The sequence below is a fragment of the Desulfothermus naphthae genome (assembly GCF_054657475.1).
Genome location: NZ_BAAHYQ010000003.1, coordinates 812872 through 833580, shown reverse-complemented (window position 1 = coordinate 833580; position 20709 = coordinate 812872). Strand labels below are relative to the sequence as shown.

27 protein-coding genes and 1 tRNA gene are annotated in these 20709 nt (G+C 33.5%); 22 read left to right on the top strand and 6 right to left on the bottom strand.

What is annotated here, in order from left to right:
* The first annotated feature begins 5 nt into the window (after nt 1-5).
* From ACYQ1E_RS15830 to ACYQ1E_RS15770, 13 genes are all read left to right on the top strand, one after another.
* Entirely contained in the window at nt 6-890 is an 885-nt protein-coding gene (locus ACYQ1E_RS15830) for a nucleotide-binding protein (protein ID WP_459881567.1), read from the top strand.
* Entirely contained in the window at nt 890-1732 is an 843-nt protein-coding gene (locus ACYQ1E_RS15825) for a nucleotide-binding protein (protein WP_459881565.1), read from the top strand. The genes ACYQ1E_RS15830 and ACYQ1E_RS15825 overlap by 1 nt, the downstream gene beginning before the upstream one ends.
* 11 nt (nt 1733-1743) lie before the next feature.
* Entirely contained in the window at nt 1744-3303 is a 1560-nt protein-coding gene (locus ACYQ1E_RS15820; protein WP_459881562.1) for a nitrogenase component 1, read from the top strand.
* A complete protein-coding gene (locus tag ACYQ1E_RS15815; RefSeq protein WP_459881559.1) occupies nt 3300-4532 on the top strand; it encodes a nitrogenase component 1 in 1233 nt (410 codons plus the stop codon). Before ACYQ1E_RS15820 ends, ACYQ1E_RS15815 begins: the two co-directional genes overlap by 4 nt.
* Before the next feature lie 102 nt (nt 4533-4634).
* Nucleotides 4635-4916, top strand: coding sequence for a BrnT family toxin (locus tag ACYQ1E_RS15810; RefSeq protein WP_459881556.1), 282 nt, complete (start codon nt 4635-4637; stop codon nt 4914-4916).
* Nucleotides 4885-5121 carry a type II toxin-antitoxin system BrnA family antitoxin gene (gene brnA / locus ACYQ1E_RS15805; protein ID WP_459881553.1) on the top strand — a complete coding sequence of 79 codons (237 nt, stop codon included), beginning with the start codon at nt 4885-4887 and terminating at the stop codon, nt 5119-5121. Before ACYQ1E_RS15810 ends, brnA begins: the two co-directional genes overlap by 32 nt.
* 27 nt (nt 5122-5148) lie before the next feature.
* Complete coding sequence (locus ACYQ1E_RS15800; RefSeq protein WP_459881550.1) at nt 5149-5358, top strand: type II toxin-antitoxin system HicB family antitoxin; 210 nt, start codon at nt 5149-5151, stop codon at nt 5356-5358.
* Nucleotides 5358-5585: a type II toxin-antitoxin system HicA family toxin gene (locus ACYQ1E_RS15795; protein ID WP_459881547.1), complete on the top strand. Its 228-nt coding sequence runs from the start codon at nt 5358-5360 to the stop codon at nt 5583-5585. The genes ACYQ1E_RS15800 and ACYQ1E_RS15795 overlap by 1 nt, the downstream gene beginning before the upstream one ends.
* A 14-nt stretch (nt 5586-5599) precedes the next feature.
* A complete protein-coding gene (locus tag ACYQ1E_RS15790) occupies nt 5600-7156 on the top strand; it encodes a nitrogenase component 1 (protein WP_459881544.1) in 1557 nt (518 codons plus the stop codon).
* On the top strand, nt 7153-8385 hold the full coding sequence (locus ACYQ1E_RS15785) for a nitrogenase component 1 (RefSeq protein ID WP_459881541.1): 1233 nt from the start codon (nt 7153-7155) through the stop codon (nt 8383-8385). Before ACYQ1E_RS15790 ends, ACYQ1E_RS15785 begins: the two co-directional genes overlap by 4 nt.
* Entirely contained in the window at nt 8382-8915 is a 534-nt protein-coding gene (locus ACYQ1E_RS15780) for a Slp family lipoprotein (protein ID WP_459881538.1), read from the top strand. Before ACYQ1E_RS15785 ends, ACYQ1E_RS15780 begins: the two co-directional genes overlap by 4 nt.
* A 340-nt stretch (nt 8916-9255) precedes the next feature.
* Entirely contained in the window at nt 9256-9420 is a 165-nt protein-coding gene (locus ACYQ1E_RS15775; protein WP_459881535.1) for a vWA domain-containing protein, read from the top strand.
* A 129-nt stretch (nt 9421-9549) separates the two neighbouring features.
* Nucleotides 9550-9921, top strand: a complete 372-nt coding sequence (locus tag ACYQ1E_RS15770) for a hypothetical protein (RefSeq protein WP_459881532.1) — start codon at nt 9550-9552, stop codon at nt 9919-9921.
* Between the two features lie 110 nt (nt 9922-10031).
* Here ACYQ1E_RS15770 and ACYQ1E_RS15765 read toward each other — a convergent pair whose 3' ends face one another.
* Together ACYQ1E_RS15765 and ACYQ1E_RS15760 are read right to left on the bottom strand one after the other, a co-directional pair.
* Nucleotides 10032-10391 (bottom strand): IS1 family transposase, encoded by a 360-nt coding sequence (locus ACYQ1E_RS15765; protein WP_459874973.1) that lies wholly within the window; start codon nt 10389-10391, stop codon nt 10032-10034.
* Nucleotides 10298-10750 carry an IS1/IS1595 family N-terminal zinc-binding domain-containing protein gene (locus ACYQ1E_RS15760; protein ID WP_459874971.1) on the bottom strand — a complete coding sequence of 151 codons (453 nt, stop codon included), beginning with the start codon at nt 10748-10750 and terminating at the stop codon, nt 10298-10300. The genes ACYQ1E_RS15765 and ACYQ1E_RS15760 overlap by 94 nt, the downstream gene beginning before the upstream one ends.
* Nucleotides 10751-11150: 400 nt before the next feature.
* Here ACYQ1E_RS15760 and ACYQ1E_RS16305 point away from each other — a divergent pair, with 400 nt between their 5' ends.
* The gene (locus ACYQ1E_RS16305) at nt 11151-11291 is read left to right on the top strand and encodes a hypothetical protein (protein ID WP_488193125.1); all 141 of its coding nucleotides are present in this window, start codon (nt 11151-11153) and stop codon (nt 11289-11291) included.
* 337 nt (nt 11292-11628) lie between these two features.
* On the opposite strand, the gene ACYQ1E_RS15755 is transcribed toward ACYQ1E_RS16305, so the two are convergent.
* On the bottom strand, nt 11629-12831 hold the full coding sequence (locus ACYQ1E_RS15755; RefSeq protein ID WP_459881529.1) for an ATP-binding protein: 1203 nt from the start codon (nt 12829-12831) through the stop codon (nt 11629-11631).
* A gap of 67 nt (nt 12832-12898) precedes the next feature.
* Between ACYQ1E_RS15755 and ACYQ1E_RS15750 the strand changes: the two genes are divergently transcribed.
* The 6 genes from ACYQ1E_RS15750 to hisA all read left to right on the top strand — a co-directional run bounded on the left by ACYQ1E_RS15750 (nt 12899) and on the right by hisA (nt 17637).
* Nucleotides 12899-13081 (top strand): hypothetical protein, encoded by a 183-nt coding sequence (locus ACYQ1E_RS15750; protein ID WP_459881526.1) that lies wholly within the window; start codon nt 12899-12901, stop codon nt 13079-13081.
* A 179-nt stretch (nt 13082-13260) separates the two neighbouring features.
* A complete protein-coding gene (locus tag ACYQ1E_RS15745; protein ID WP_459881523.1) occupies nt 13261-14304 on the top strand; it encodes a PD-(D/E)XK nuclease family protein in 1044 nt (347 codons plus the stop codon).
* Between the two features lie 626 nt (nt 14305-14930).
* Complete coding sequence (gene tatC / locus ACYQ1E_RS15740; protein ID WP_459881821.1) at nt 14931-15689, top strand: twin-arginine translocase subunit TatC; 759 nt, start codon at nt 14931-14933, stop codon at nt 15687-15689.
* Nucleotides 15690-16277 carry an imidazoleglycerol-phosphate dehydratase HisB gene (gene hisB / locus ACYQ1E_RS15735; protein ID WP_459881520.1) on the top strand — a complete coding sequence of 196 codons (588 nt, stop codon included), beginning with the start codon at nt 15690-15692 and terminating at the stop codon, nt 16275-16277. It abuts the gene before it with no gap.
* Nucleotides 16274-16906, top strand: a complete 633-nt coding sequence (locus tag ACYQ1E_RS15730) for a hypothetical protein (RefSeq protein ID WP_459881517.1) — start codon at nt 16274-16276, stop codon at nt 16904-16906. Before hisB ends, ACYQ1E_RS15730 begins: the two co-directional genes overlap by 4 nt.
* Nucleotides 16903-17637: a 1-(5-phosphoribosyl)-5-[(5-phosphoribosylamino)methylideneamino]imidazole-4-carboxamide isomerase gene (gene hisA, locus ACYQ1E_RS15725; protein ID WP_459881514.1), complete on the top strand. Its 735-nt coding sequence runs from the start codon at nt 16903-16905 to the stop codon at nt 17635-17637. Before ACYQ1E_RS15730 ends, hisA begins: the two co-directional genes overlap by 4 nt.
* 309 nt (nt 17638-17946) lie before the next feature.
* On the opposite strand, the gene ACYQ1E_RS15720 is transcribed toward hisA, so the two are convergent.
* Both ACYQ1E_RS15720 and ACYQ1E_RS15715 read right to left on the bottom strand, forming a co-directional pair.
* The gene (locus ACYQ1E_RS15720) at nt 17947-18174 is read right to left on the bottom strand and encodes a hypothetical protein (protein WP_459881511.1); all 228 of its coding nucleotides are present in this window, start codon (nt 18172-18174) and stop codon (nt 17947-17949) included.
* Nucleotides 18175-18625: 451 nt separating this feature from the next.
* Nucleotides 18626-18817: a hypothetical protein gene (locus ACYQ1E_RS15715; protein WP_459881508.1), complete on the bottom strand. Its 192-nt coding sequence runs from the start codon at nt 18815-18817 to the stop codon at nt 18626-18628.
* A 263-nt stretch (nt 18818-19080) separates the two neighbouring features.
* On the opposite strand from ACYQ1E_RS15715, the gene ACYQ1E_RS15710 reads away from it, so the two are divergent.
* Nucleotides 19081-19154: transfer RNA gene (locus tag ACYQ1E_RS15710), tRNA-Arg, on the top strand.
* A gap of 957 nt (nt 19155-20111) precedes the next feature.
* Here the strand turns inward: ACYQ1E_RS15710 and ACYQ1E_RS15705 are convergent.
* The gene (locus tag ACYQ1E_RS15705) at nt 20112-20318 is read right to left on the bottom strand and encodes a hypothetical protein (RefSeq protein WP_459881505.1); all 207 of its coding nucleotides are present in this window, start codon (nt 20316-20318) and stop codon (nt 20112-20114) included.
* 187 nt (nt 20319-20505) lie between these two features.
* Here ACYQ1E_RS15705 and ACYQ1E_RS15700 point away from each other — a divergent pair, with 187 nt between their 5' ends.
* On the top strand, nt 20506-20706 hold the full coding sequence (locus ACYQ1E_RS15700; protein ID WP_459881502.1) for a transposase: 201 nt from the start codon (nt 20506-20508) through the stop codon (nt 20704-20706).
* The last annotated feature ends 3 nt before the right edge of the window (nt 20707-20709 follow it).

Below are 20709 nucleotides of genomic sequence, written 5' to 3'. Positions count from 1 at the left end.
AGGTTATGATAAGGATAGCATTTTATGGAAAAGGAGGAATAGGAAAATCCACAATTGCATCAAACATATCAGCAGCTCTTTCTCAGGATGGCTTTAAGGTAATGATGATAGGCTGTGATCCCAAGTCTGACTGCACAAGAAATCTCAGGGGAGATAGAGAAATTCCTTCTGTATCAGCAATTTTAAAGCAAAAATATGAAAGCCAGCTCGATATAGATGAGTTTATATATGGAAAAGAGATAGATTCTGATGAGGTTGTATTTGAGGGATATAATGGGATTCTTTGTGTTGAGGCAGGAGGTCCTGAGCCAGGTGTTGGATGTGCAGGAAGAGGAATTGTTATTGCTATAGAGCTGTTAAAAAGATCTGGCGCATTTGAAAGATACAGACCAGATGTTGTCATATATGATGTGCTTGGAGATATTGTGTGCGGTGGTTTTGGAATGAACCTAAGGCAAGGAATGGCTGACAAAGTCGTTATTGTTACATCAGCAGACTATCTTTCCATATATGCAGCAAATAACATCTGCAGGGGAATTAAAAGATATGCAAAAATAGGAGGAACAAAGCTTTCTGGATTTATCTACAATGTAAGAGGTGGCTTAGATGACATAAGTTTTGTTGAGATGTTTGCAAAAAAGGTTGGCTCAAAGATAATAGGAGCTATTCCCTTGAGCAGCAAAATAGCAGAAAGTGAGGTCTATGGACAGACAGTAATTGAAAGATATCCTGACTCTGATATAGCAGAAAGATTTAGAAGACTTGCAAAAGACATTGTTCAGGATTCAGATCTCACAATTCCAAAGCCCCTTTCTTTAAAGGAGCTTTCTGATTTTGCAAAGGTGATAAGAGAAGAAACAAAAAAAGAACTTACAGGTGGAGGAATGTGATGGGAAAGCAGAGGATAAGTATTGCTATATATGGAAAAGGAGGGATAGGGAAGTCCACAATTGCATCAAATCTTTCAGCTGCATTTTCTTCCTTAGGATACAAGGTTCTTCAGATAGGTTGCGATCCAAAGGCAGATTCTACCAGAAACATAATGGGAAAAAGGATTCCCACTGTTTTGGGAACACTTAGAGAAAAGGGATATTCCAAAAAATACAGAGAAGAGGACTTTTTGTTTTACGGATTTTCAAATATTGCATGTGTTGAGGCAGGAGGTCCTGAGCCAGGTGTTGGATGTGCAGGAAGAGGGATTATAAGCATGGTGGAGGTGCTTAAGGAGCTTAAGATATTTGAAAAAGACTGGGATGTCATAATCTATGATGTGCTTGGAGATATTGTGTGCGGTGGTTTTTCTGTTCCAATAAGAGAAGGATTTGCACAGGCTATATACATTGTTACCTCTGGAGAGTTTATGCCTTTATATGCAGCAAATAATATCATGAAAGGGATAAAGAGATTTAGCCAGAGAGAGGGATCAAAACTTGGTGGAATCATACACAACAGTCGCGGAGGAAATGACAATCTGGATATAGTAAAAGAGTTTGTAAATCTTACAAAAACAAAGCTCATTCAAAGCATTCCAAGAAGTGATGAGATATTAAAAGCAGAGATTGAGATGAAGACAGTGATAGAAAAGTTTCCTGATTCAGAGATAGCAAAGACATTTATAGAGCTTGCAAAAAAGATCCTTGAAAACAAAGACCTTCATGTTCCAAGCCCTTTATCTGACAGGGAGATGGAAGAATTTGGGATAAAAATAACGGATATGATGAGATCAAATTAAGGAGAGTTTAAATGATTGATGATATAAAGTTAAAGGCAGAGCAGATAAGGTTCGGGTGTGCAAATCAGTATGGTATTGATTGCAAGATGTTTGGAGCATATTGCAGCCTATCTGAGATCAAAGGCAGTATTCCTCTATTGCATGGACCTATAGGTTGTGCCTTTTTCCCAAAACTTCTGCCAACAGATGCTATTCGACAAAAGGTGCTTGGAATTAAAACACAACCGCCTTTTCCCTGCACTGACTTAGATGAACATGACTTGATTTACGGTGGTATAGATAAGCTAAAAAAGGCATTGATTGATGTAGATAGATATTACCATCCTGATCTGATAGGCATTGTGCTTTCTTGTGTTGCTGGGATTATTGGAGAAGATTTAAAGGGAGCTGTAGAAGAAGTAAAAAATAAAGTATCAGCCAAAATAGTAATAACGCCTTCCACAGGATTTACAGATAGCGAACGGTCAGAAGATTTAGAATTGTATATTAAGGATACAATTGATCAATGGAAAAAATCTAAAAAGAAAAGGTTTTGGGGATATGAGAAATGTGGTAGATTAGAAACAATCTTTTCTCTGTTTGAGCAATTGGTTGAGCCTCCAAAAAAAGTATTAGATAGATCTGTCAACATAGACCTCTTTGGGAGGATCCATTTTTCAGAAGATTTTAGCCTTGAAATCAATGAGATAACAACTCTTCTCAATAAAATTGGAATAAGAGTGAATACCTTCTTTCCAGGTTGCACTGTTAAGGAATTTCAAAATTTACCACAAGCAAAATTGAATCTAATGAGAAGGAGTGAAAGAAGCGCTAAATTAATGAAAGAGCGCTATGGAACAGACTATATTTTTGACCCTTTTGGACATAAATATACAGGACTTGAGGGTGTTAAGAAGTTTTATTACGACATTGCTGAATATTTCGGCCTACGACAAAAAGCAGTTGAGGTTATTGAAGAAAAAGAAAGAGAATTAATGGAGTCAATTAAACTCATATCATCTGAGCTAAAAGGGAAAAAAGTAGCTATTGGCACTTCCCTTATAATGATTCCAACTACACCTCAATTTATTCAAACTTTGGAGTTGTTTGGGTTAGAAGTTAAAATAATCTTTATCCAAGTAAAGCGATATTCATGGAGTGAAATTCCCCAGGAGATGTTAAGAGAAGTGGTTGAGCAATTGAAACAACAATTAAAAGATATCCAATCAGATCCTGAGTTTTATGTGGATTGTGATATTGATACCCAGATCGAGAAGGTTAAAGAAAAAAGAGTGGATCTATTTCTTCCAAGCATGATCACAGATATGGGAGACTGCCTTGTTTTTGAAAGTCATGGAATCAAAACATTATGCTATGGCTGGTCAGGTTATGCTCCATATAAGATATCTTTTGATCAGATTCGGATCTTGGGCAATGCTATGGTTGAAAAATTAAATAAGCCCATAAAGAAGATGAACCTATTTTATTTAAATTATGACAGAGATAAAGATCGCTTTCCAGCTCTGAGATCTGATATTCCCAAAATAGAACTACATGAAGAAATTTTAAGAACACTATGGAGAGAACAATGAGCTTTATTGATCCAACACAAGGAGATAAGCTTTTAGGAGCATTTAGGGTATTTGCAAGACTCAGGGATGTCCCTATTATTATTCACTCACCCGTGGGTTGCCAGTGGGGTGTAAATTATATAGAGACCCTCTCTTCCATCAGCCCAGATGCTGCTATATCTGTTATAAAAGAACGAGATGTTATCTTTGGAGGAGAAGATAATTTAAGAAAAATATTAGATATTGTGCTTAGAAAAAGAAAAAGCAGCTATATTGTTGTTCTAATTGGAAGTGTGCCATCTTTGATTGGTGATGACTATCAAGGTGTCTTAAATAACTATAAAAACAAATGCAAGATTATCACAATTGAGTGTGCAGGATTTTTGGGAAAAATGGCTTTAGGTTATGAAGAGGCATTGGCATCACTATTGGAGTGGGTTGAGGATTCAAATAAGAAAAAGTTAAATCGATCAATTAATCTTATTGGTCTGGAGCCTGATGTTATTCACTATCAGGCAAATCTTAATGAACTTAAAAGAATTCTTGAGCTTATAGGTGTAAAAATAAACTCCTGTGTGCCTTGCTATAAGTTAACAGAGATAAAAAACATGGCAAATGCTGAGCTAAATGTTGTGCTCGGTTATGGGACTCTCTTGGCAGAAAAGATGAAAGAAAGATTTGATATCCCTTATATTAAAGTAAATTATCCAATTGGAATTATAGGGACACAGGATTTTATCCAACAGATATCTTCACATCTAAGTATAAATCAACACAACATAAAAGAAATTATAGAAAAAGAAATAGAAAACATAAAAAGGATTTGTGAACCCTATGAGTCTTTTTTACCAGCTTTGTATGAGATACCTGTAGCTGTTTCAGCAGATAGTTACAGGGCATATGCATTAAGTAAATTGCTTAGTGAAGAGATGGGAATGGATGTAAAAGTAATAAATATAACTTCTATTTCACGCTTTAATAATAACTTTGAAGCTATAAAGAGATATAGCAAAACAGTTCTTATTGAAGAATCAGGACATAAATTTGAAGAGATATTAAGAGATGAAAAAGTAAAGGTTGTATTTGGTGGAGATATGGAGATAGATATTTGTAAGAAACTAAATATTCCATTAATACATTTTTCTTTTCCTAATACTAAAAAGGCTGTGTTAACTGAAGTTCCTAATCTTGGATTTAAAGGAATGTTGAGTCTTGTTGAAAGTTTGCTTAATAATGTTTTGTTTGATTAAAGTCTTTTTGGTTTGAAGTTGTATTTTGTTTAGTCAGTTTTTGCTTTTCAAATTAAAAATAAATTGTTATATTATTTTCAATAAAAATGGTATAAAATTGATATGATTTTTGAATACGATTTTAATAAAAGCAAAACTAACAAGCAAAAGCACGGAATTGATTTCGAAGAGGCAAAGCAGCTCTGGAATGATCCTTATCTGTTACAGATTCCAGCAAGGACTGTTGGAGAAAAGAGGTTCTTATGTATTGGAAAGATAGGTGAAAAACATTGGTCAGCGATCATTACATATAGGAAAGATAAAATTAGAATTATCTCAGTTAGAAGATCTAGAAAGGAGGAGATAAGACTTTATGAAGAATATAAATACAGAAGAGTTGGATAAACTTTTTGATAATGGGAAAAGCATTATTGACTATCTTGATACCAGCAAGGCTGAACATCCAAATCTCAAATCCAGAAGAGTAAACATTGATTTTCCTTTATGGATGGTTCAGAAAATAGATGAGAAAGCGAGAATACTTGGGCTTTCAAGACAGGCATTAATAAAAATGTGGATTGCTGAGAAACTAAAGTCTGAAACTGCGTAGCTAAATAGAAAAAGAAGGAGTATTATAATGAAAGTATTTACAGCAATAATTGAAAAATGTCGTGATACAGGACTTTATGTTGGATATGTTCCAGGAGTCCCTGGTGCACATTCACAAGGAGAGACTCTGGATGAATTAAAACAAAACTTAAAAGAAGTAATAGAGATGCTATTGGAAGATGGAGAGATTGAATTAGAATCAGACTTTATTGGAATACAAAATATTGTGGTAGCCTAATGGGAAAGTATCCTGTTTTAAAACCTCATGAAGTAGTGTCCATTCTTAAAAGATTAGGATTCAAAGAAGTTAGACAAAGAGGAGCTCATAAACAATTTCGTCATCCAGATGGAAGATGTACTACTGTGCCTGTCCACCAAGGAAGAAATATTTCCCCTATTTTGTCAAAAAAAATAATTAAGGATATTGATTTAACACTGGAGGAGTTTTTGAAATATAAAAAATAACAAAAGGAAAAGAAATGAAAAAAATAAAAAGGCAGATTTGGGGAACAAGGCTTTCTTATGCATGCAGATACAGTATTGATTGTAAGATGTTTGGAGCATATTGCTTTATCTCTGAGATAAAAAATGCTATTCCCCTTCTTCATGGTCCAGTTGGTTGTGCATTTTTTCCAAAGCTTGTCCCACCAGATGCAATAAAAACCCAGCTTCTAAAAGATTTTGATCCATCTCCATTTCCATGCACAGACCTCAATGAAAAAGACATTATATATGGTGCAGAGGAAAAACTATACAACGCAATTATTGATGTGGATAAGTATTATAAGCCAGAGCTTATAGGAGTGATCATATCATGCCCTGCTGCAATAATAGGAGATGATGTTGTAAGTGCTGTAAAAAGGGCAAAGGAGAAGATAAGTGCAGACATAATCTATACTCCATCTTCAGCAGGATTTTCTGATGATGAAAGAACTGATGATTTTAATCGTCATGCAGAAGATCTTATAAGGGTATGGAAAGAAAAGAAAAAGCCTAAGTGGGGGATAGAGAAATGCGGAAGGCTTGATACCATGTTTTCTGTTATAAGCCAGCTTGTTGAAGAACCAAAGGAAAAGATAAAGAGATGTGTAAACATAGATACATACGGAAGATTTCACTGGTTTGAGGATCTTGAAGGAGAGATAAGGGAAATAAAGGCTATTTTGAAAGAGATAGGAATTTCTGTAAATGCAGCATTTCCTGGATGTTCTGTAAAGGAAATAAAAGGGCTTGCAAAGGCAGAGCTTAATTTTATGAGAAGAAGTGAAAGAAGCGCAATCTTTATGAAAGAAAGATTTGGCATTGATTACATATTTGATACATTTGGAAACAGATATGTGGGAATAGATGGAGCAAAAAGCTTTTATATAGACATTGGAGAAAGGTTTGGTCTTAAAGAAAAGGCAAAGAAGGTTGTTGGAGAAGTTGAAAGAAAGCTCTGGAATGATCTTAAAGAGACAAAAAAAGAGCTTAATGGAAAAAAGATAGCCTATGTATGCACCCCACTTTATACAACTCCTATCTTTATAAGGCTTCTTGAGGAGTTAGGCCTCAGAATAGAGCTTCTTCTTATAAATACGTTTTGGTGGAGAAGGTGGGGAATGGCAAAGAAAACAGCAAAAAAAGTTGTAAAAGAGTTTATTGAAAGCTTAAACATAAGCTCAAATCCTTCAATCTACACTGACCTGAACATTGATGAAGAACTTGATGCAATAAAGCGAAAAGAAATAGATCTTGTTATATGCGATGTCTTAATTTCAGACATATCAAGGACAATGCTTTATGAAAACAGTGGCATAAGATCTGTAAGTCCTCATTACATGGGCTATTCTTCATTCAGGATCTCTTTTTCTCAGGTAAAAAAGCTTGCAGAAATAATTCTTTCTGCTCTTAACTCTAAGCCTTATAAGAGGGACCTTATTTATTTTAAATACGATTATCACAAAGAAAGGTTTCCTACCCTTATATCAGATATCCCTGATGAACTCAGGTGGGAAAGGATAATGAAACATGTATGGAGAGGGAAAGAAAGATGAACTTTGTTGATCCAATGCAGGCAGACAAACTTCTTGGAGTATTCAGGGTTGTAAGTGGTCTGAAGGATGCAGTTGTAGTTGTTCATTCACCTGTTGGCTGTCATTGGGGAATAAATTATATCCAGAGGCTTTCATACAGAAAGACAAATTCTACTGTATCAGCACTCAGAGAAAGAAGTGTGATATTTGGAGGACATGAACATCTTAAAAAGAGCATAGAGATTATTTTTAAAAATAAAAAGAAAGACAAATATCTTATAATCCTTTGTGCAAGTGTTCCATCAATCATTGGTGATGACATAGAAGGCATAATTTTGGAGTCTTCTGTTTCAGATGTCTCATATCTTGTATTTGACTGTGGTGGATACAAAGGAAAGATGATGGAAGGATACGAAGAAGCCATTGAAGGGCTTTTTCCATGGATAGAGGAAAAGAAAAAAGAAAATGATTCTTTTTTAGTAAACATAATAGGCATTCAAAGAGACATCCCTATGGGAGAAGCAAATATAAAACAGATAAAGAGGATGCTTTCTCTTTTTGGAATAAAAGTGAATTCTATCTTTCCACCAGAAAGTATAAAAGAAATAAAGAATGCATCTTGTGCTGATCTAAATATAGTGTTTGGTTATGGAAAAGGGCTTGCAGAAAGAATGAAAGAAAGATTTGGTATTCCTTATCTTTTTTTTGAAGAATATCCCTATGGCATAAGCTTATGTGAAAGATTTTTAAAAAAGGTCGCACAGCACTTTGGTATTTCTGAAAAAAGAGCAGAAAAAATACTTCAAAGAGAAAAAAGAAGGATTCTTAATGCACTAAAACCGGCACACATGTATCTTCACACCTTATATGATCTTCCTGTTGCTGTTTCTGGAGACCCTGCTCAGGTCAAAGGAATCTCTAATTTTTTGAGCAAAGAGCTTGGCTTCAGAATAAAGCTTATAAATGTAAGTGCCCGTGCTGAATTTTCTGATCTTTCTGAAAAAGTCTTGTTTCAGGCTTCTATGCATGAGTTTGAAAATAATATGCATGATGTTAATCTTATATTTGGAAGCGACACAGAAAAGACAATATCAAAAAAGATGAATATCCCTTTAATCCAGTTTTCATATCCTATACTTTCTCGAATTTTTCTCAATGATACCCCATACTTGGGCTTTAAAGGCATATCAGTATTGGTTGAAGAAATAATAAACCAGCTGTTAAATATAAGTGAGAGGGAAGAAGTATGAGAAGAGGTTTATGTTGTTTGTATTTCATTTCACTAATTATCTTTTCTGCTTGTGCTCCTTCTGTTGTGTCCAAAGAGTTGAAAAAAAGTATAAATACAAAAATTACAATTTCTGATGTGGTCAAAAATTTTGAGAGATATAAAGAAAAAATGGTGCTTTGGGGAGGAAAGATTTTGAGGGTTGTTAACAAAAAAGAAGGAACTATATTAGAGATTTTACAGCTACCTTTGGATAGAAATAAAAGACCAAAAGATGTGGACATCTCTGGTGGCAGGTTTTTAGTTATACATTCAGGCTTTCTTGATGGTGCTATATATCGACCTGGAAGAGACATCACAGTAGTGGGCAGAATTTGTGATATAAGAAAATTACCCATAGGAGAAATTGAGTATAAATATCCTGTTATAAAACCTAAAAAGATTCATTTGTGGAAGATAAACCCTGAGGAGATAAAGGTTTATCACGAATATCCATCTTATCCTTGCTGGTATCCTTATTGGTGGTGTCCCTATTGTTCCTATTGTTGGTAAAGATCTCTCCAGATATTAAGCTCTACTTTAGAAAAACACCGATTATATACCTCTTTAATAAGCCCTAGGATGGAATACAATGATTTTTCTTTTTTGGATTATTGTTGGGCAGGAGGAAATGAAGCTTGAGCTTATTTTTGATGGAGTATCTCAATCTAGAGGAAGATGAAGAAGATCCCCTGATTTAAAACCATTTGCAGAAAGAAAAGACCATAAAAAAGAGGATTTTGCTCAAAAAGAGAAAAATAAATCAGAACGCAGCAAAGAATCTTCACAGATAGAGGTGAGTTTTCCCTCTAGTTCAAAAGAAGAAATATTTGATGTTGGAGAAGCTTTTAGTGTGGTTATAGATTGTGAGCTAAAAAACAATTTTCTCAAAATGGATCTTGCAAAAGAATTAGCAAAGGAGCTTTCTGGAAAATACTTTTTACTTGAAGACCTAAAAGCAGAAAATTTAGTGAGTTTGATTGATCATATAAAAACAGAGCACTTAAATTTAGTTTGAAATAAAAAGAATTTTCTTGCAAACCAAAGGCTGTAAGGTTAAAAATTAAAATCAAATCCCACACTCTTAGAATAGAAGGATATCACAACACCTGGCGGAAGATTAGAAGTAATTTAAGGAGATATTTTTATGCATGGCTATCTTCCATATGAGATAACAAAGAGTGTAGAGGCAGTTATATCAGACCCTGAACTTGCGAAAAAGGTGATAGAGGCGATAGAAAAAGGCCTTTATTCAATAGAAGAGAAGGCAAAAGAGCAAAAGGTTATTATTAAGACAGAGCTTAAAGATGAATTAACAAAGGAGCTTGTAACTAAAGATGAACTTAAGGCCACTGAAGAAAGACTAAGAGGAGAGATAAAAGCCACAGAAGAGAAGTTAAGGACAGAGATACACAAGTGGCGTGCAGACACCATAAAGTGGATGTTTATATTCTGGCTGGGTCAGATTGCTACTTTTACTGGAATATTGGTTAGTGTGTTAAAATTAATGTTGAAGTGAGATTGAGATATATACCAGGGGATAAAAATTACAAGTAATTTAAGGAGATATTTATATGCATGGCTATCTTCCATATGAGATAACAAAGAGTGTAGAGACGGTGAGAGTGTTCACCTAAAGATAGATAAAAATCTTTGCTGATATTGGGCAAAAATTTCAGGATCAGTTAATGCATGCCATAATTTCATTGATGCATGAACCATTTCTTCCTTTTTAGATACAACTTTCGTCCTACGTGTCATTCGTCCAAGATGATGTCTTGTATTGCTATTATCTCTTTCTATTGTTACTGTTCCTCTTTTTCCTATTATATGGCGCTCTCGCGGCAATACCTTCTTAAAAGCTTCCCAATCATCTGTATAAAAAACACAGTCCTTCAATTGTTCAAGTTTTTTGTATAACCGTCTGAAGGTTGAAGCATCACGATTGCCAATAACCCAGGCAATAGTTCGCCCTCTGCTACGATCCAACGCCTTGATAATCCATATTTTGTTTTTTTTGACTGGATAAAATGCCACATCTCATCAAATTCTATTTCTTTTATCTCATTAGATATAACTGGTTCTGGAAGTGATTCGGCTTCCTCTTTTATCCATCGGTAAGTCAATGAACGAGAAACTCCAAATAATTTAGCTAAAAAGCCAAATGATGCTTTACCAAGAGAATAAAGAATAACTGCAAGGGCTTTTTTTACTTTCAGAGATTCTTTTCTCCTTGCATCTCCTATCACAAAAGTTCGTGAACAGTTCTTGCAGAGATACCGCTGTTTTTTACGAACAAAACCATTTTTGACGACTTGCGTTGAATTACAATGCTTGCATACAACCATTTTCTCCCTCCCATTATTTTGGTTGGGATAACTTATATTATATTTCTATCTAAATGTAAACACTCTCCAGAATTAGAATCTTTTCAACTGGAGATATATAATGCCCTGGAACTTCCTTTAAAGCCTTTATCTAGCATTTTAAAAATTAATTGATAAATTTGTAGTGAAGAAAAAGATGATTGAATTCAATAATTACAATATATTACAAAAAAAAGTGACAAACTGGGGCTAAGATATTTATTGATACTAACATCCTTGTTTATTGTATGGATCAAGCAAATTCTGAAAAGAAAAACAGGTGTAGGAAATTATTAAAGACTTTATCTCCTACTATTGAAAATCCTTTGTTGTAATAGTCTGGCTTAAAGTAGTTTTCAAATGCAAAAGAAAACTATTTATTGTGATCAATTGGACAAAAAATAATGGATGTGTGTCAATATATGTTACAACTCAGCGTATTCTGGAAGAAGAAAGAAAACAAGATGGTTCAGTTGTCCCCAAGAGGATATTTATAGTATCCTGCAGAATTCTATGTAATTGACCCATAATACAAAAACAGAATAAAGAAAAATTAAGAACGAAAAAGAGAGAAGTTTTATAAAAACAATATGTTAAATATTATATAAAATTATACGGATAACTATAAATATTCTTGCTTCCGTAAATATAAATAGTATAAAATGAAATTGTGAATTCAAATAAAAAATATAAAATTTTAAATATCAGGAGAGTAACATTATGACTAATAGGTTAAAAATATTTGAAATTGCTATAGGAGGACTTTTACACGATATTGGAAAATTTATAATACTAATCCTTATGGATATTCATAAAGCGTCCACTCATTAACTCATCAGCCCATCTACTTAAAACAACATCTACCACAAAAATCCCAACATCCACATAGGGATTTTGTTTTTAACAGGCACATCAATATCATCACTTATTACAAAATCAGCATTTTTTCTTTTTTTATTTCTGCCACCCACTTCAATTTTAAAGTTATTTACTCTGAAATCGCATTCACTATCATTTTTACATGTATTTATTGTATATTTTTCTTTAAGGCACATAACAACAAATGCTTCTCTAAGGCTTCCTAAGTTTCCCTTGAAGCAACTATATATAGAAGGATCAGTAAGAAATATTTTAGCACCCTTTGTATATTTAAATTTTCCAGGTTTTCTTATAATATTAATTAACTCAGATCGTTCCATAACTTCAAGCAAATTATATAAACTCTGTTTTCCCAATTTCCATTCATTGCACATGCTGCTTATATTAATTGTTGGAACTGGAGCTGAAATTAAATGTCCAATTATAGCATTCATTACCCTTAAGTGGTTATCCTGGATTGAAGATACATAAAAAGGCACATCATGATAGATGGATTTTTCTAAAAGTCCTTTTAATCTAGAACAATATTGTCCTTCTGTGAAAATGGGTCTTGTGCCTTCATCAATATAATTGGTAAATACTCTTAAGATATTTACTTTCTTCAAAATATCAAAAATTTTACCTTTAACATCGTCTTCAAAAGGATTAAAAGTTTCTATTTCTATATCTTCTGTTAGATATAAATATTCTCGCAGCGACATCAAGGGAATACGAAATTGAACAAATCGTCTTGATAAATCTGCTACAGATTTTTTTAAAATCAAATTACTACTATCGCTTACCCAGATAAAATTGGCTGGATAATCATCATAAAGTGCCTTAATATGAGAACTCCATTTATTGGCATAGTGAATTTCATCAATAACTACTCCATCATATCCTTTTTTAAATATAGCACTTACTAAATCATATAAAGGAATGGATGAAATTACAGGGTTATCAGCACTAAAATATAAAAAGTTCTGCTTAACATTAGAAACCTTGTCTAAGAAAAATGTAGTCTTCCCTACACCCCTGAGTCCATAAACAAGAACTCCCCTTGTATCATCAATGTTCAATTGGTTGTAATAAGGACGTTTGATTTTTGGTAGAAAATTTTTTAGTCTTTCTAACGTTAATTCTATTTGTTCAATAATATCCTTTAACATAGTTTTGTATATAGCACTAAATTTATTATTTTTCAATAAAATAGTTCTAAGACAAAACTTTTTACCTTCAAATCAGTTCTCATGCAGAACTAAGGTGGTTGAAATGGTTCAGATGGTTATAGAGGTTGAGAGTGTTGAGACGGTTGGTATAATTTTCCGCAGACCTCACGACAAAAATTGTCATTTTTTGTATTTAATTGTAATAATTGACTTTTTGGATTTTAAGATCAAAAAAAGTCTGCGTTTTAATTATTTCCATAGGTTATATGAATTGGAAAAGACCTGAATAGAGAAGGGATTTGGCTAATAATCCCGGAGAGCCGTTGTGTGGAATGTCTCTACATTATGTTCGGAATCACCAATTACATTGAAAAAATAATAAAGATGGATTAAGAACTAAATATAACATCATTCGATTAGATTCATCCTAGGGGGACAAGCAACTGATAAGGGAGGTCAAGATTTATGATTTACGAGGAAAATTTAACAGAGGAAGTAAAAAAAATAATTTATGAAGAGATCCCACATATCTTAGAGAAACATCCAGAGGTGAAGTTGATATTGTGGAAAAAGTTAGTGGATAGTTTTGCAGACAAAAAAGAAACAGAATCTAAGTTTGAAATTTTATTGAAAGAATTCCATGAGTTAAAAAAAGAGTCAGAACAAAGATGGAAGGAACTTCGGGAAGAGTCAGAGCGTAAGTGGGAAGAGTCAGAACGCAGGTGGAAAAAAATAGAGCGCAAGTGGGAAGAGTTAGAATGTAAATGGGAAAAATTAGAGCGTAAGTGGGAAGAATCAGAACGTAAATGGCAAGAATTAAAAGAAGAATCAGAATGTAAGTGGCAGGAATTGAAAGAAGAGTCAGAACGTAAATGGCAAGAATTAAAAGAAGAATCAGAACGTAAGTGGCAGGAATTGAAAGAAGAGTCAGAACGTAAATGGCAAGAATTAAAAGAAGAATCAGAACGTAAGTGGCAGGAATTGAAAGAAGAATCTGATCGTAGGTGGGAAGAATCGCAACGCCAGTGGAGGGAATTAAAACAAGAGTCTGACCAAAGGTGGGAGACTTTGCTCAAAGAAATTCATAGAGTAGATAAAAGAATAGACAGAACCATTGGAGCACTTGGTGCCAGATGGGGAGTAAATAGCGAAAAGGCCTTTAGAGAAGCAATTGAAGCAGTTTTAACCGAATTAACCAATTTAAAAGTAGAAAATTATTTAAGCTATGATGAAAAAGGAGAAGTCTTTGGACATCCTGATCAAATAGAGCTAGACGTCGTCATAAAAAATGGCGAAGTTTGGGTAATAGAAATAAAGTCTTCAATGAGTAAAGCAGATATGTATATATTTGATAAAAAAGTGAAATTTTTTGAAAAACAGCAAGGGAAAAAAGTAAATCGTAAATTAGTAATATCCCCAATGATAGAACCAAAGGCGTATGAAGTTGCAAAAAAACTGGGAATTGAAGCATATACGGCTCCAGAGGATGTAATTAGCGAGGAAGAATAATAGTTGATAATTTCAATTACACTCCTGAGCTTAAACATCGGTGTAAAAATTCTGCAAAAGATTTAAAATCTCTGATGGAAAAGATAGATTTAACAGATAATATAAACAGTGTAAGGGGGTATGAAGGTAAAGGATTATCTGGTTATTTTTCCCTGCTGCAAGAAAGACCATCAGTTCCTTTTTGGGATAAGATTGATAGCCTAATAATTCTGAACTACAATTAGACTTAAATTTTTTAGTGGATGTAGCTCAACAAAAAATAGAGGAATGTATGTCTTTTATAGAAGTATCAACCTTTGATTCTACCATTTATATTTCTTTTAAAAAAGTAGATTTCACTCCTCTTGAAAGGGCTCTTTATTCTAATCAAAGGAAAATTCCCACCTAAAAAATGGTTTACAAGATTTTTTAAATATTAAAGAATAATTTTTACGAACTTTCCAAATTTTACCTATCACTCGTTAATTACTGTGGAGAGACATAAAACAAGGAGATGAAATCTTATGAATGAAAAGGAGAAAACATCTCAAGGTGCTATAGAATTATCCGAAAATAAACCTGATATATCTGATTTACAAGAGGAAGGGGAAAACATAGATGAGCCTGAGACAAATGAAATGGCTGAAATGAGCCTTTTAGACCATTTAGAGGAGCTTAGACAACGGCTAGTTAAGGCTGTTATTGCTATTTTTTTGGGAATGCTCGCCTGCGTTCCTCTATCCAAACAAATATTTAATTACTTAATGCTTCCCCTTTTTAGATCCCTTCCTAAAAATTCTACCATGATTTACACATCCCCCCATGAAGCCTTTTTTGTATATTTAAAAATGGCATTTATATCTGGTATTTTTCTAACCCTTCCCTATAGTTTTTATCAAATATGGCTCTTTGTAAAACCAGGTCTATATCCAGAGGAAAGGAAATTCCTTTTACCTATTTCTCTTTGCTCAGCATTTTTGTTTATAATAGGTGCGCTTTTTGGATATTTTGTTATTTTTCCCTATGCCTATAGATTTTTTATGAGCTTTGCAGATATATATATAAGCCCTATGATTAGTATGAAAGAGGGCCTATCTTTTGCGATTAGAATTTTAATTGCCTTTGGCCTTGTTTTTGAACTTCCACTTGTGATATTTTTTCTAGCAAGATTAGGATTAGTTACATCAAAATTTCTTAGAAAATACAGAAAATATGCAATCTTAATAGCATTTATTGTTGCTGCCATATTTACGCCTCCTGATGCAGTTACTCAGGTGCTTATGGCTGGGCCATTGGTGCTGCTCTACGAAATTGGCATCTGGATTGCCCATATTTTTGGTAAAAAAGAAAAAACAAAAGAAAATACTCATGAAAAAGACAGTGAACCTAAAAAAGAGGAGAAGTAAATGAAGAAAATAGAGTATAAGAGACAGACAAAGGAGACTAATATCCAGATAGAGTTTCTTTTAAATGGTAAAGGGAAGTCAGAGATAAACACCTCTTTAGGATATCTTGATCATTTTCTCACTTTGTTTTGTTTTTGGGGAAGTTTTGATTTACAGGTTATAGCCAGTGGTGATATTAATGTGGATGCACATCATCTAGTTGAAGATATAGGGCTTTGTCTTGGAGAGGTGTTTAAGAGGTCCTTAGCTAATAAAAAAGGTATAAATAGGATGGCATGGGTGAGGGTGCCCATGGATGAGGCCCTGGTTGAAGTAGTGGTGGATTTATCAGGAAGACCATATTTTGTATTAAATAATGATGAGATATTGCCCGCAGTAATTTTTGGTCAGGAAAGAGATATCTGGAGGGAATTTTTTAAGTCATTTGCAAACAAGGCCCAGATAAATCTTCATATAAATTTTATTTATGGTAAAAACGGCCATCACTTAATAGAGGCAGCTTTCAAAGGTTTTGGTATTGCCTTAAGAAAAGCAACACAAATTGTATTTGAAGAAAAAACAATGAGCACAAAGGGGTTTTTAGAATGAAAAAAAAGTTATTAGTATTATTAGTGATTTTTTTCGCAAACTGTACAGGGGTAAGTAAAAAGGAAACTAAAATTATTATCAAAGGGAAAGTAGCCATAGCCCCATTTGAGCACCCAACTCTGTCCCATGATGTATTATCTGGTTATATAGTCAAAGACCCTGGTAAGATAGACAGAGAGGTATTGAAAAAATTGACAAATATTCTTTTATCTAAGGTTTTAGCTAGAGAAGGAGTTGAGATAATTGGACCTAATTTTGTTAATCAATGTAAGGAATTAGTTGTTTTAAAAGAAAATAAAGCATATTTAAATCCCATTAAAAAATGGATAGAAATAGGAAAATGTATTCCTTCAGATTATTTAATTGTTCCCCAGCTATTTATCTTTAGGCCCAGGGTAGGAGGCAAATGGGGAGCATATGAGTCAGCCAGAGTGATGTTTTCCCTAAATCTTATAGATATAAAACATGGGAGACTAATAGGTTCTTATTTATATAATGAGAAACAAAAACCCCTTTCTGAAGACATCCTGGAGATAAATAAATTTATAAAAAGGGGCGGCAAGTGGGTTAGTGCCTATGAACTTGCAGAGGAGGGTATAATCCAAGGTATAAAGGAGCTCGGACTATGATATTATTTCCTGCTATTGATATAAAAAATGGAGAATGTGTAAGACTTAGACAGGGTAAATACAATGATGTAACTGTATTTTCAAAAGATCCTGTTGAAATGGCCAAACATTGGGTGGATAAGGGAGCTAAATATTTGCATATTGTGGATTTAGATGGTGCCTTTGAAGGAGTTCCAAAAAATTATAATCTAATTGAAAAAATATGTAATTCTATAGATATCCCTGTGCAACTTGGTGGGGGCATTCGCAACTTTGATGTGGCCAGAAAGTATTTTGATGCAGGTGTCACAAGACTCATAATTGGAACTATGTTTTTTGAAGAGCCATCAATTTTTAAGTCCCTTTGTGATAAATATAAAGGCAAAATAGGTGTATCTCTTGATGCTGAAAAGGGAAAGCTAAAATCAAGGGGATGGGTTGAAGACACAGGGCTTACAATTGAGAGCGTTATTTTGGATGCAGAAAATATGGGTGCTGGTTTTATTGTTTATACAGATATTTCAAAGGATGGTATGCAAACAGGTATTAATCCTGAACCTGTAAAAAGGTTTTTATCTCTTACCAAACTTCCTGTTATCTATGCTGGGGGAGTAAGAGATATAGATGATGTAAAGAGACTTTATCCCCTTAAAGAATATGGCCTTCAAGGTATTATTACAGGAAGGGCAATTTATGAAGGAACCCTAAACTTTGAAGAAGCTATCATGTGGTTAGAAACCCAGAATTTGTAATGCCCTCCAAAAGTCAAGACTAATTTTTAAGAAATTAAGAAAGAGTTAATCATGTTAACTTTATATAGTTTACTTTTTTTCAGTTCGGACCTTGCTAATCTTTTTCTGAGCTAGTGACCAGGTGATCCTGGCCTTGGGGTTACACTGAAGAGAAAAAGTGAGATCTTCGTTTAACTTTCCTAAGGTTTCCCTGAAGAAAAAGTAACTTTATATCTTTATAAGCCGCTTTCTTAATAGTGTAATTTATAATATTCTTGTTCAAATTCCTCAGGGCTTTTATATCTAAGAGCTGAATGTACATATAGTTTATTATAGTTTTTTTTCTATCCATTTTGATATAGTTTCAGATGCTTCAGTTAATGAAGTAAATTCATTTATCCAGATTACTTCCTCTCTAATTGTTTTTATTACTCTTTTAAGTATCTGCATTTCCTTTAGGATTATTATATGTTGTAAAATTTGTTTTATATTCAATTGTTTTGTATATTGCATAAAAGACCTAGAAGTAGGTTGTGAGCCATTGTCACTAAGAAGCAACAGGCCTTTTCCTCTAATTCCATTAGGAAACTCAATTATTTATAGCTTTGTTTAAAGTATTTAACCAATCATTTGTTTTGCTAGTTAAAGAAATACTATAGCCAACCTTTTTGGTGTCCTTTTAGCTTTGTATTGTTTTCGTTTTATAAGTAAGTTATACATTTTCATTAAAGGGTAAACTTTTTTCTATTTACATTTATATTTTCTCTATATTTAAACCAGTATTAATCGTCTATATCCCCAAAAAGGATAATTATTTTTTATTTCTATGATTTTATTTACTAAATATAAATCTTCCTTATTTTTGTTTTTGCACCGTCGTGTTTTTTTGTGTGAATAATAAGTTTTTTTGGAGATACCCAAAAATGTAACACACATCTTTAACAGAAAAATCCATTTTTACCAGTTGTAATACACTTTCTATTTTCCCTTGATAAGTTCTTCGTTTTTTTTAATATTCAGTCTGTTTTCCAATTATTTTTTGTAGTTTTTCAATTACAGCTTTTAGCTGAGCTTCTTTTTTGCAAGGAGCATCAAAAGTTAGGGCGTTTTTGCCACGTTCTAAAAAATTTATCACGTCATTTATAATACTGAGCTTGAGAAATTTGATGCCCCCAACAGATTTTAGCCACAGGCTTCTCACCTTAGCACTCCATTTTCTTCTTTCCTACAAAATCCCTCCCAAAGTTGGTTTCCAAGATTAAATTTTAACCCTTTTTCTCCCTTTGCTCAACTCCTAATTTTATCTTCAAAATGTGTCCAACTTTTTTGGGGTCAATATAAAGATCATTTTTCTTGGATTACCCTTAAATCTTAACCCCCAAACTCACCGGAATCGTTGTAAAGTTAAAAATTTACTTGACACACAAGACAAAAAAAATAAACTAAGTTTTCCAACGCCGAAAGGCCCCCGTAGCTCAGTAGGATAGAGCACAGGATTCCTAATCCTGGCGCCGCAGGTTCGAATCCTGCCGGGGGCATAGACAAAAAGCAAATAATTTAGTCTGTTAGGAGAAAATTTTTAAGAGGCTTTTTTGTGGCAAAATTTTGTGGGTGTCCCTATGGGTGCCCCGCAATACATTTTATCTGCATGAAATCTCAGAACACCTTAAAGCTCAAATTAGGATACTTACTCCTTATGATTAGGCAATAAAAAAGAGAAAAAGGAGGAAACAAAATCTATTTGATATATGAATAGTTGCCATCAAAATTTTTAATAATAGTCAACGTAGAGTCAATTTTTTGACAGCATAAATCAATATATTTTCAAGTTTAATTGACTTTAATAGAAAGTTCAAAATTTTATACAATAAGTTCAAATTTTTATACTGTTACTTTAAAGCAATTAAATCGTATAAATCTCTCTTTCTAAAAGTCTGACAGCCACAAAAATGCCTTATTTTCAGCTTCAAATCAAAATCAGAAGGATTTATATATATAAGAGTTTTAAAGGCTCTTAAAATCCAAATATGAGAGAGTTAGGAAAATTAAAGGCCTATGGTGTGGCTTTTCCATAGGCTTTTTTAAAGGTAGGTCTAAAAGCCAAAAAAGATATTCCGTTCAGTTAATAAAAAAAGGACTAAAAACGTCTATTCTGTTGATATTTATGTAGGCATTTAAAGGTCTAATATTCTTATTTAAAAATGTAAACAAAATTAAACAAATTACATACAAATTTTTATAAAAAGTTTTTTATAAAAAGTAAATGCCCATCACATAAGGCCGTGAACTTCCCCCCTACGCTCAAATCGCCTTATTTCGCCTTAATCTTGCCTTAGTCCATACCATAATGTTTTTATTTAAAGGTGAAAAATAAGGCTAATTTTGTATGTCTGAGGAGGCAATATGGCCATAATCAGGGAACTAAAAAGAAAAAAGGCAGTCCTATGGATAAGCCACAAGACCGCCCTCTGGTTATTCTTCAGAAAAAAACAGAGCTATTTTCTGTAAGGGTGATATGGGTATAATGGGCAATTTTTCATCTGGCATGAATTTACACCATCAGCATACCAGCAAGTGCATTCGTAGCAGTTAGCCAGCATTGCCTCTTTTCTTGTAATTTTTTCGCCTTTTAAAAACTTGATATATTCTTTTTGCCCTTGTGCTTTTTTGCCAAATTTTTTGACTTCTTGAATTTTATTCATTGCTTACTCCTTAGCAATATGTTTTTTTTGTGCTTGATTGGTTTGTTTGGATAGGTAAATCACCTGGCCTTTATGTTTAGCCAACCATTCTCCCACCTGTTCATCAAAAAAGACTGTCTTGCCTCAGACGGAATTGGAATTTTCCTCAAAGTATGTTAGCAAAAATTAAACTTTGAGGAGGAGAGTCATGAGTAAGAAAAGAAGACATTACACCCCACAAGAAAAAGTGATGATTTTGAAGAAAAATCTATTGGAAAATGTGCCCGTATCAGATGTATGTGATGAATATAATATACATCCTACACTTTTTTATAGATGGCAGAAGGAATTTTTTGAAAAAGGAAGCATGGTCTTTGAAAAAGAAAAAAAAGTCATGTTTCTAGATTAGAGA

Coding starts and splice junctions, on each gene's coding strand:
- ACYQ1E_RS15810 (WP_459881556.1), top strand. CDS start 4,635: ATGATTTTTGAATACGATTTTAATAAAAGCAAAACTAACAAGCAAAAG.
- ACYQ1E_RS15795 (WP_459881547.1), top strand. CDS start 5,358: ATGGGAAAGTATCCTGTTTTAAAACCTCATGAAGTAGTGTCCATTCTT.
- ACYQ1E_RS15700 (WP_459881502.1), top strand. CDS start 20,506: ATGAGTAAGAAAAGAAGACATTACACCCCACAAGAAAAAGTGATGATT.
- tatC (WP_459881821.1), top strand. CDS start 14,931: ATGAGCCTTTTAGACCATTTAGAGGAGCTTAGACAACGGCTAGTTAAG.
- ACYQ1E_RS15780 (WP_459881538.1), top strand. CDS start 8,382: ATGAGAAGAGGTTTATGTTGTTTGTATTTCATTTCACTAATTATCTTT.
- ACYQ1E_RS15750 (WP_459881526.1), top strand. CDS start 12,899: ATGGTTCAGATGGTTATAGAGGTTGAGAGTGTTGAGACGGTTGGTATA.
- hisB (WP_459881520.1), top strand. CDS start 15,690: ATGAAGAAAATAGAGTATAAGAGACAGACAAAGGAGACTAATATCCAG.
- ACYQ1E_RS15705 (WP_459881505.1), bottom strand. CDS start 20,318: ATGAATAAAATTCAAGAAGTCAAAAAATTTGGCAAAAAAGCACAAGGG.
- ACYQ1E_RS15745 (WP_459881523.1), top strand. CDS start 13,261: ATGATTTACGAGGAAAATTTAACAGAGGAAGTAAAAAAAATAATTTAT.
- ACYQ1E_RS15760 (WP_459874971.1), bottom strand. CDS start 10,750: ATGGTTGTATGCAAGCATTGTAATTCAACGCAAGTCGTCAAAAATGGT.
- brnA (WP_459881553.1), top strand. CDS start 4,885: ATGAAGAATATAAATACAGAAGAGTTGGATAAACTTTTTGATAATGGG.
- ACYQ1E_RS15830 (WP_459881567.1), top strand. CDS start 6: ATGATAAGGATAGCATTTTATGGAAAAGGAGGAATAGGAAAATCCACA.
- ACYQ1E_RS15790 (WP_459881544.1), top strand. CDS start 5,600: ATGAAAAAAATAAAAAGGCAGATTTGGGGAACAAGGCTTTCTTATGCA.
- ACYQ1E_RS15800 (WP_459881550.1), top strand. CDS start 5,149: ATGAAAGTATTTACAGCAATAATTGAAAAATGTCGTGATACAGGACTT.
- ACYQ1E_RS15825 (WP_459881565.1), top strand. CDS start 890: ATGGGAAAGCAGAGGATAAGTATTGCTATATATGGAAAAGGAGGGATA.
- ACYQ1E_RS15770 (WP_459881532.1), top strand. CDS start 9,550: ATGCATGGCTATCTTCCATATGAGATAACAAAGAGTGTAGAGGCAGTT.
- ACYQ1E_RS15785 (WP_459881541.1), top strand. CDS start 7,153: ATGAACTTTGTTGATCCAATGCAGGCAGACAAACTTCTTGGAGTATTC.
- hisA (WP_459881514.1), top strand. CDS start 16,903: ATGATATTATTTCCTGCTATTGATATAAAAAATGGAGAATGTGTAAGA.
- ACYQ1E_RS15815 (WP_459881559.1), top strand. CDS start 3,300: ATGAGCTTTATTGATCCAACACAAGGAGATAAGCTTTTAGGAGCATTT.
- ACYQ1E_RS15730 (WP_459881517.1), top strand. CDS start 16,274: ATGAAAAAAAAGTTATTAGTATTATTAGTGATTTTTTTCGCAAACTGT.
- ACYQ1E_RS15820 (WP_459881562.1), top strand. CDS start 1,744: ATGATTGATGATATAAAGTTAAAGGCAGAGCAGATAAGGTTCGGGTGT.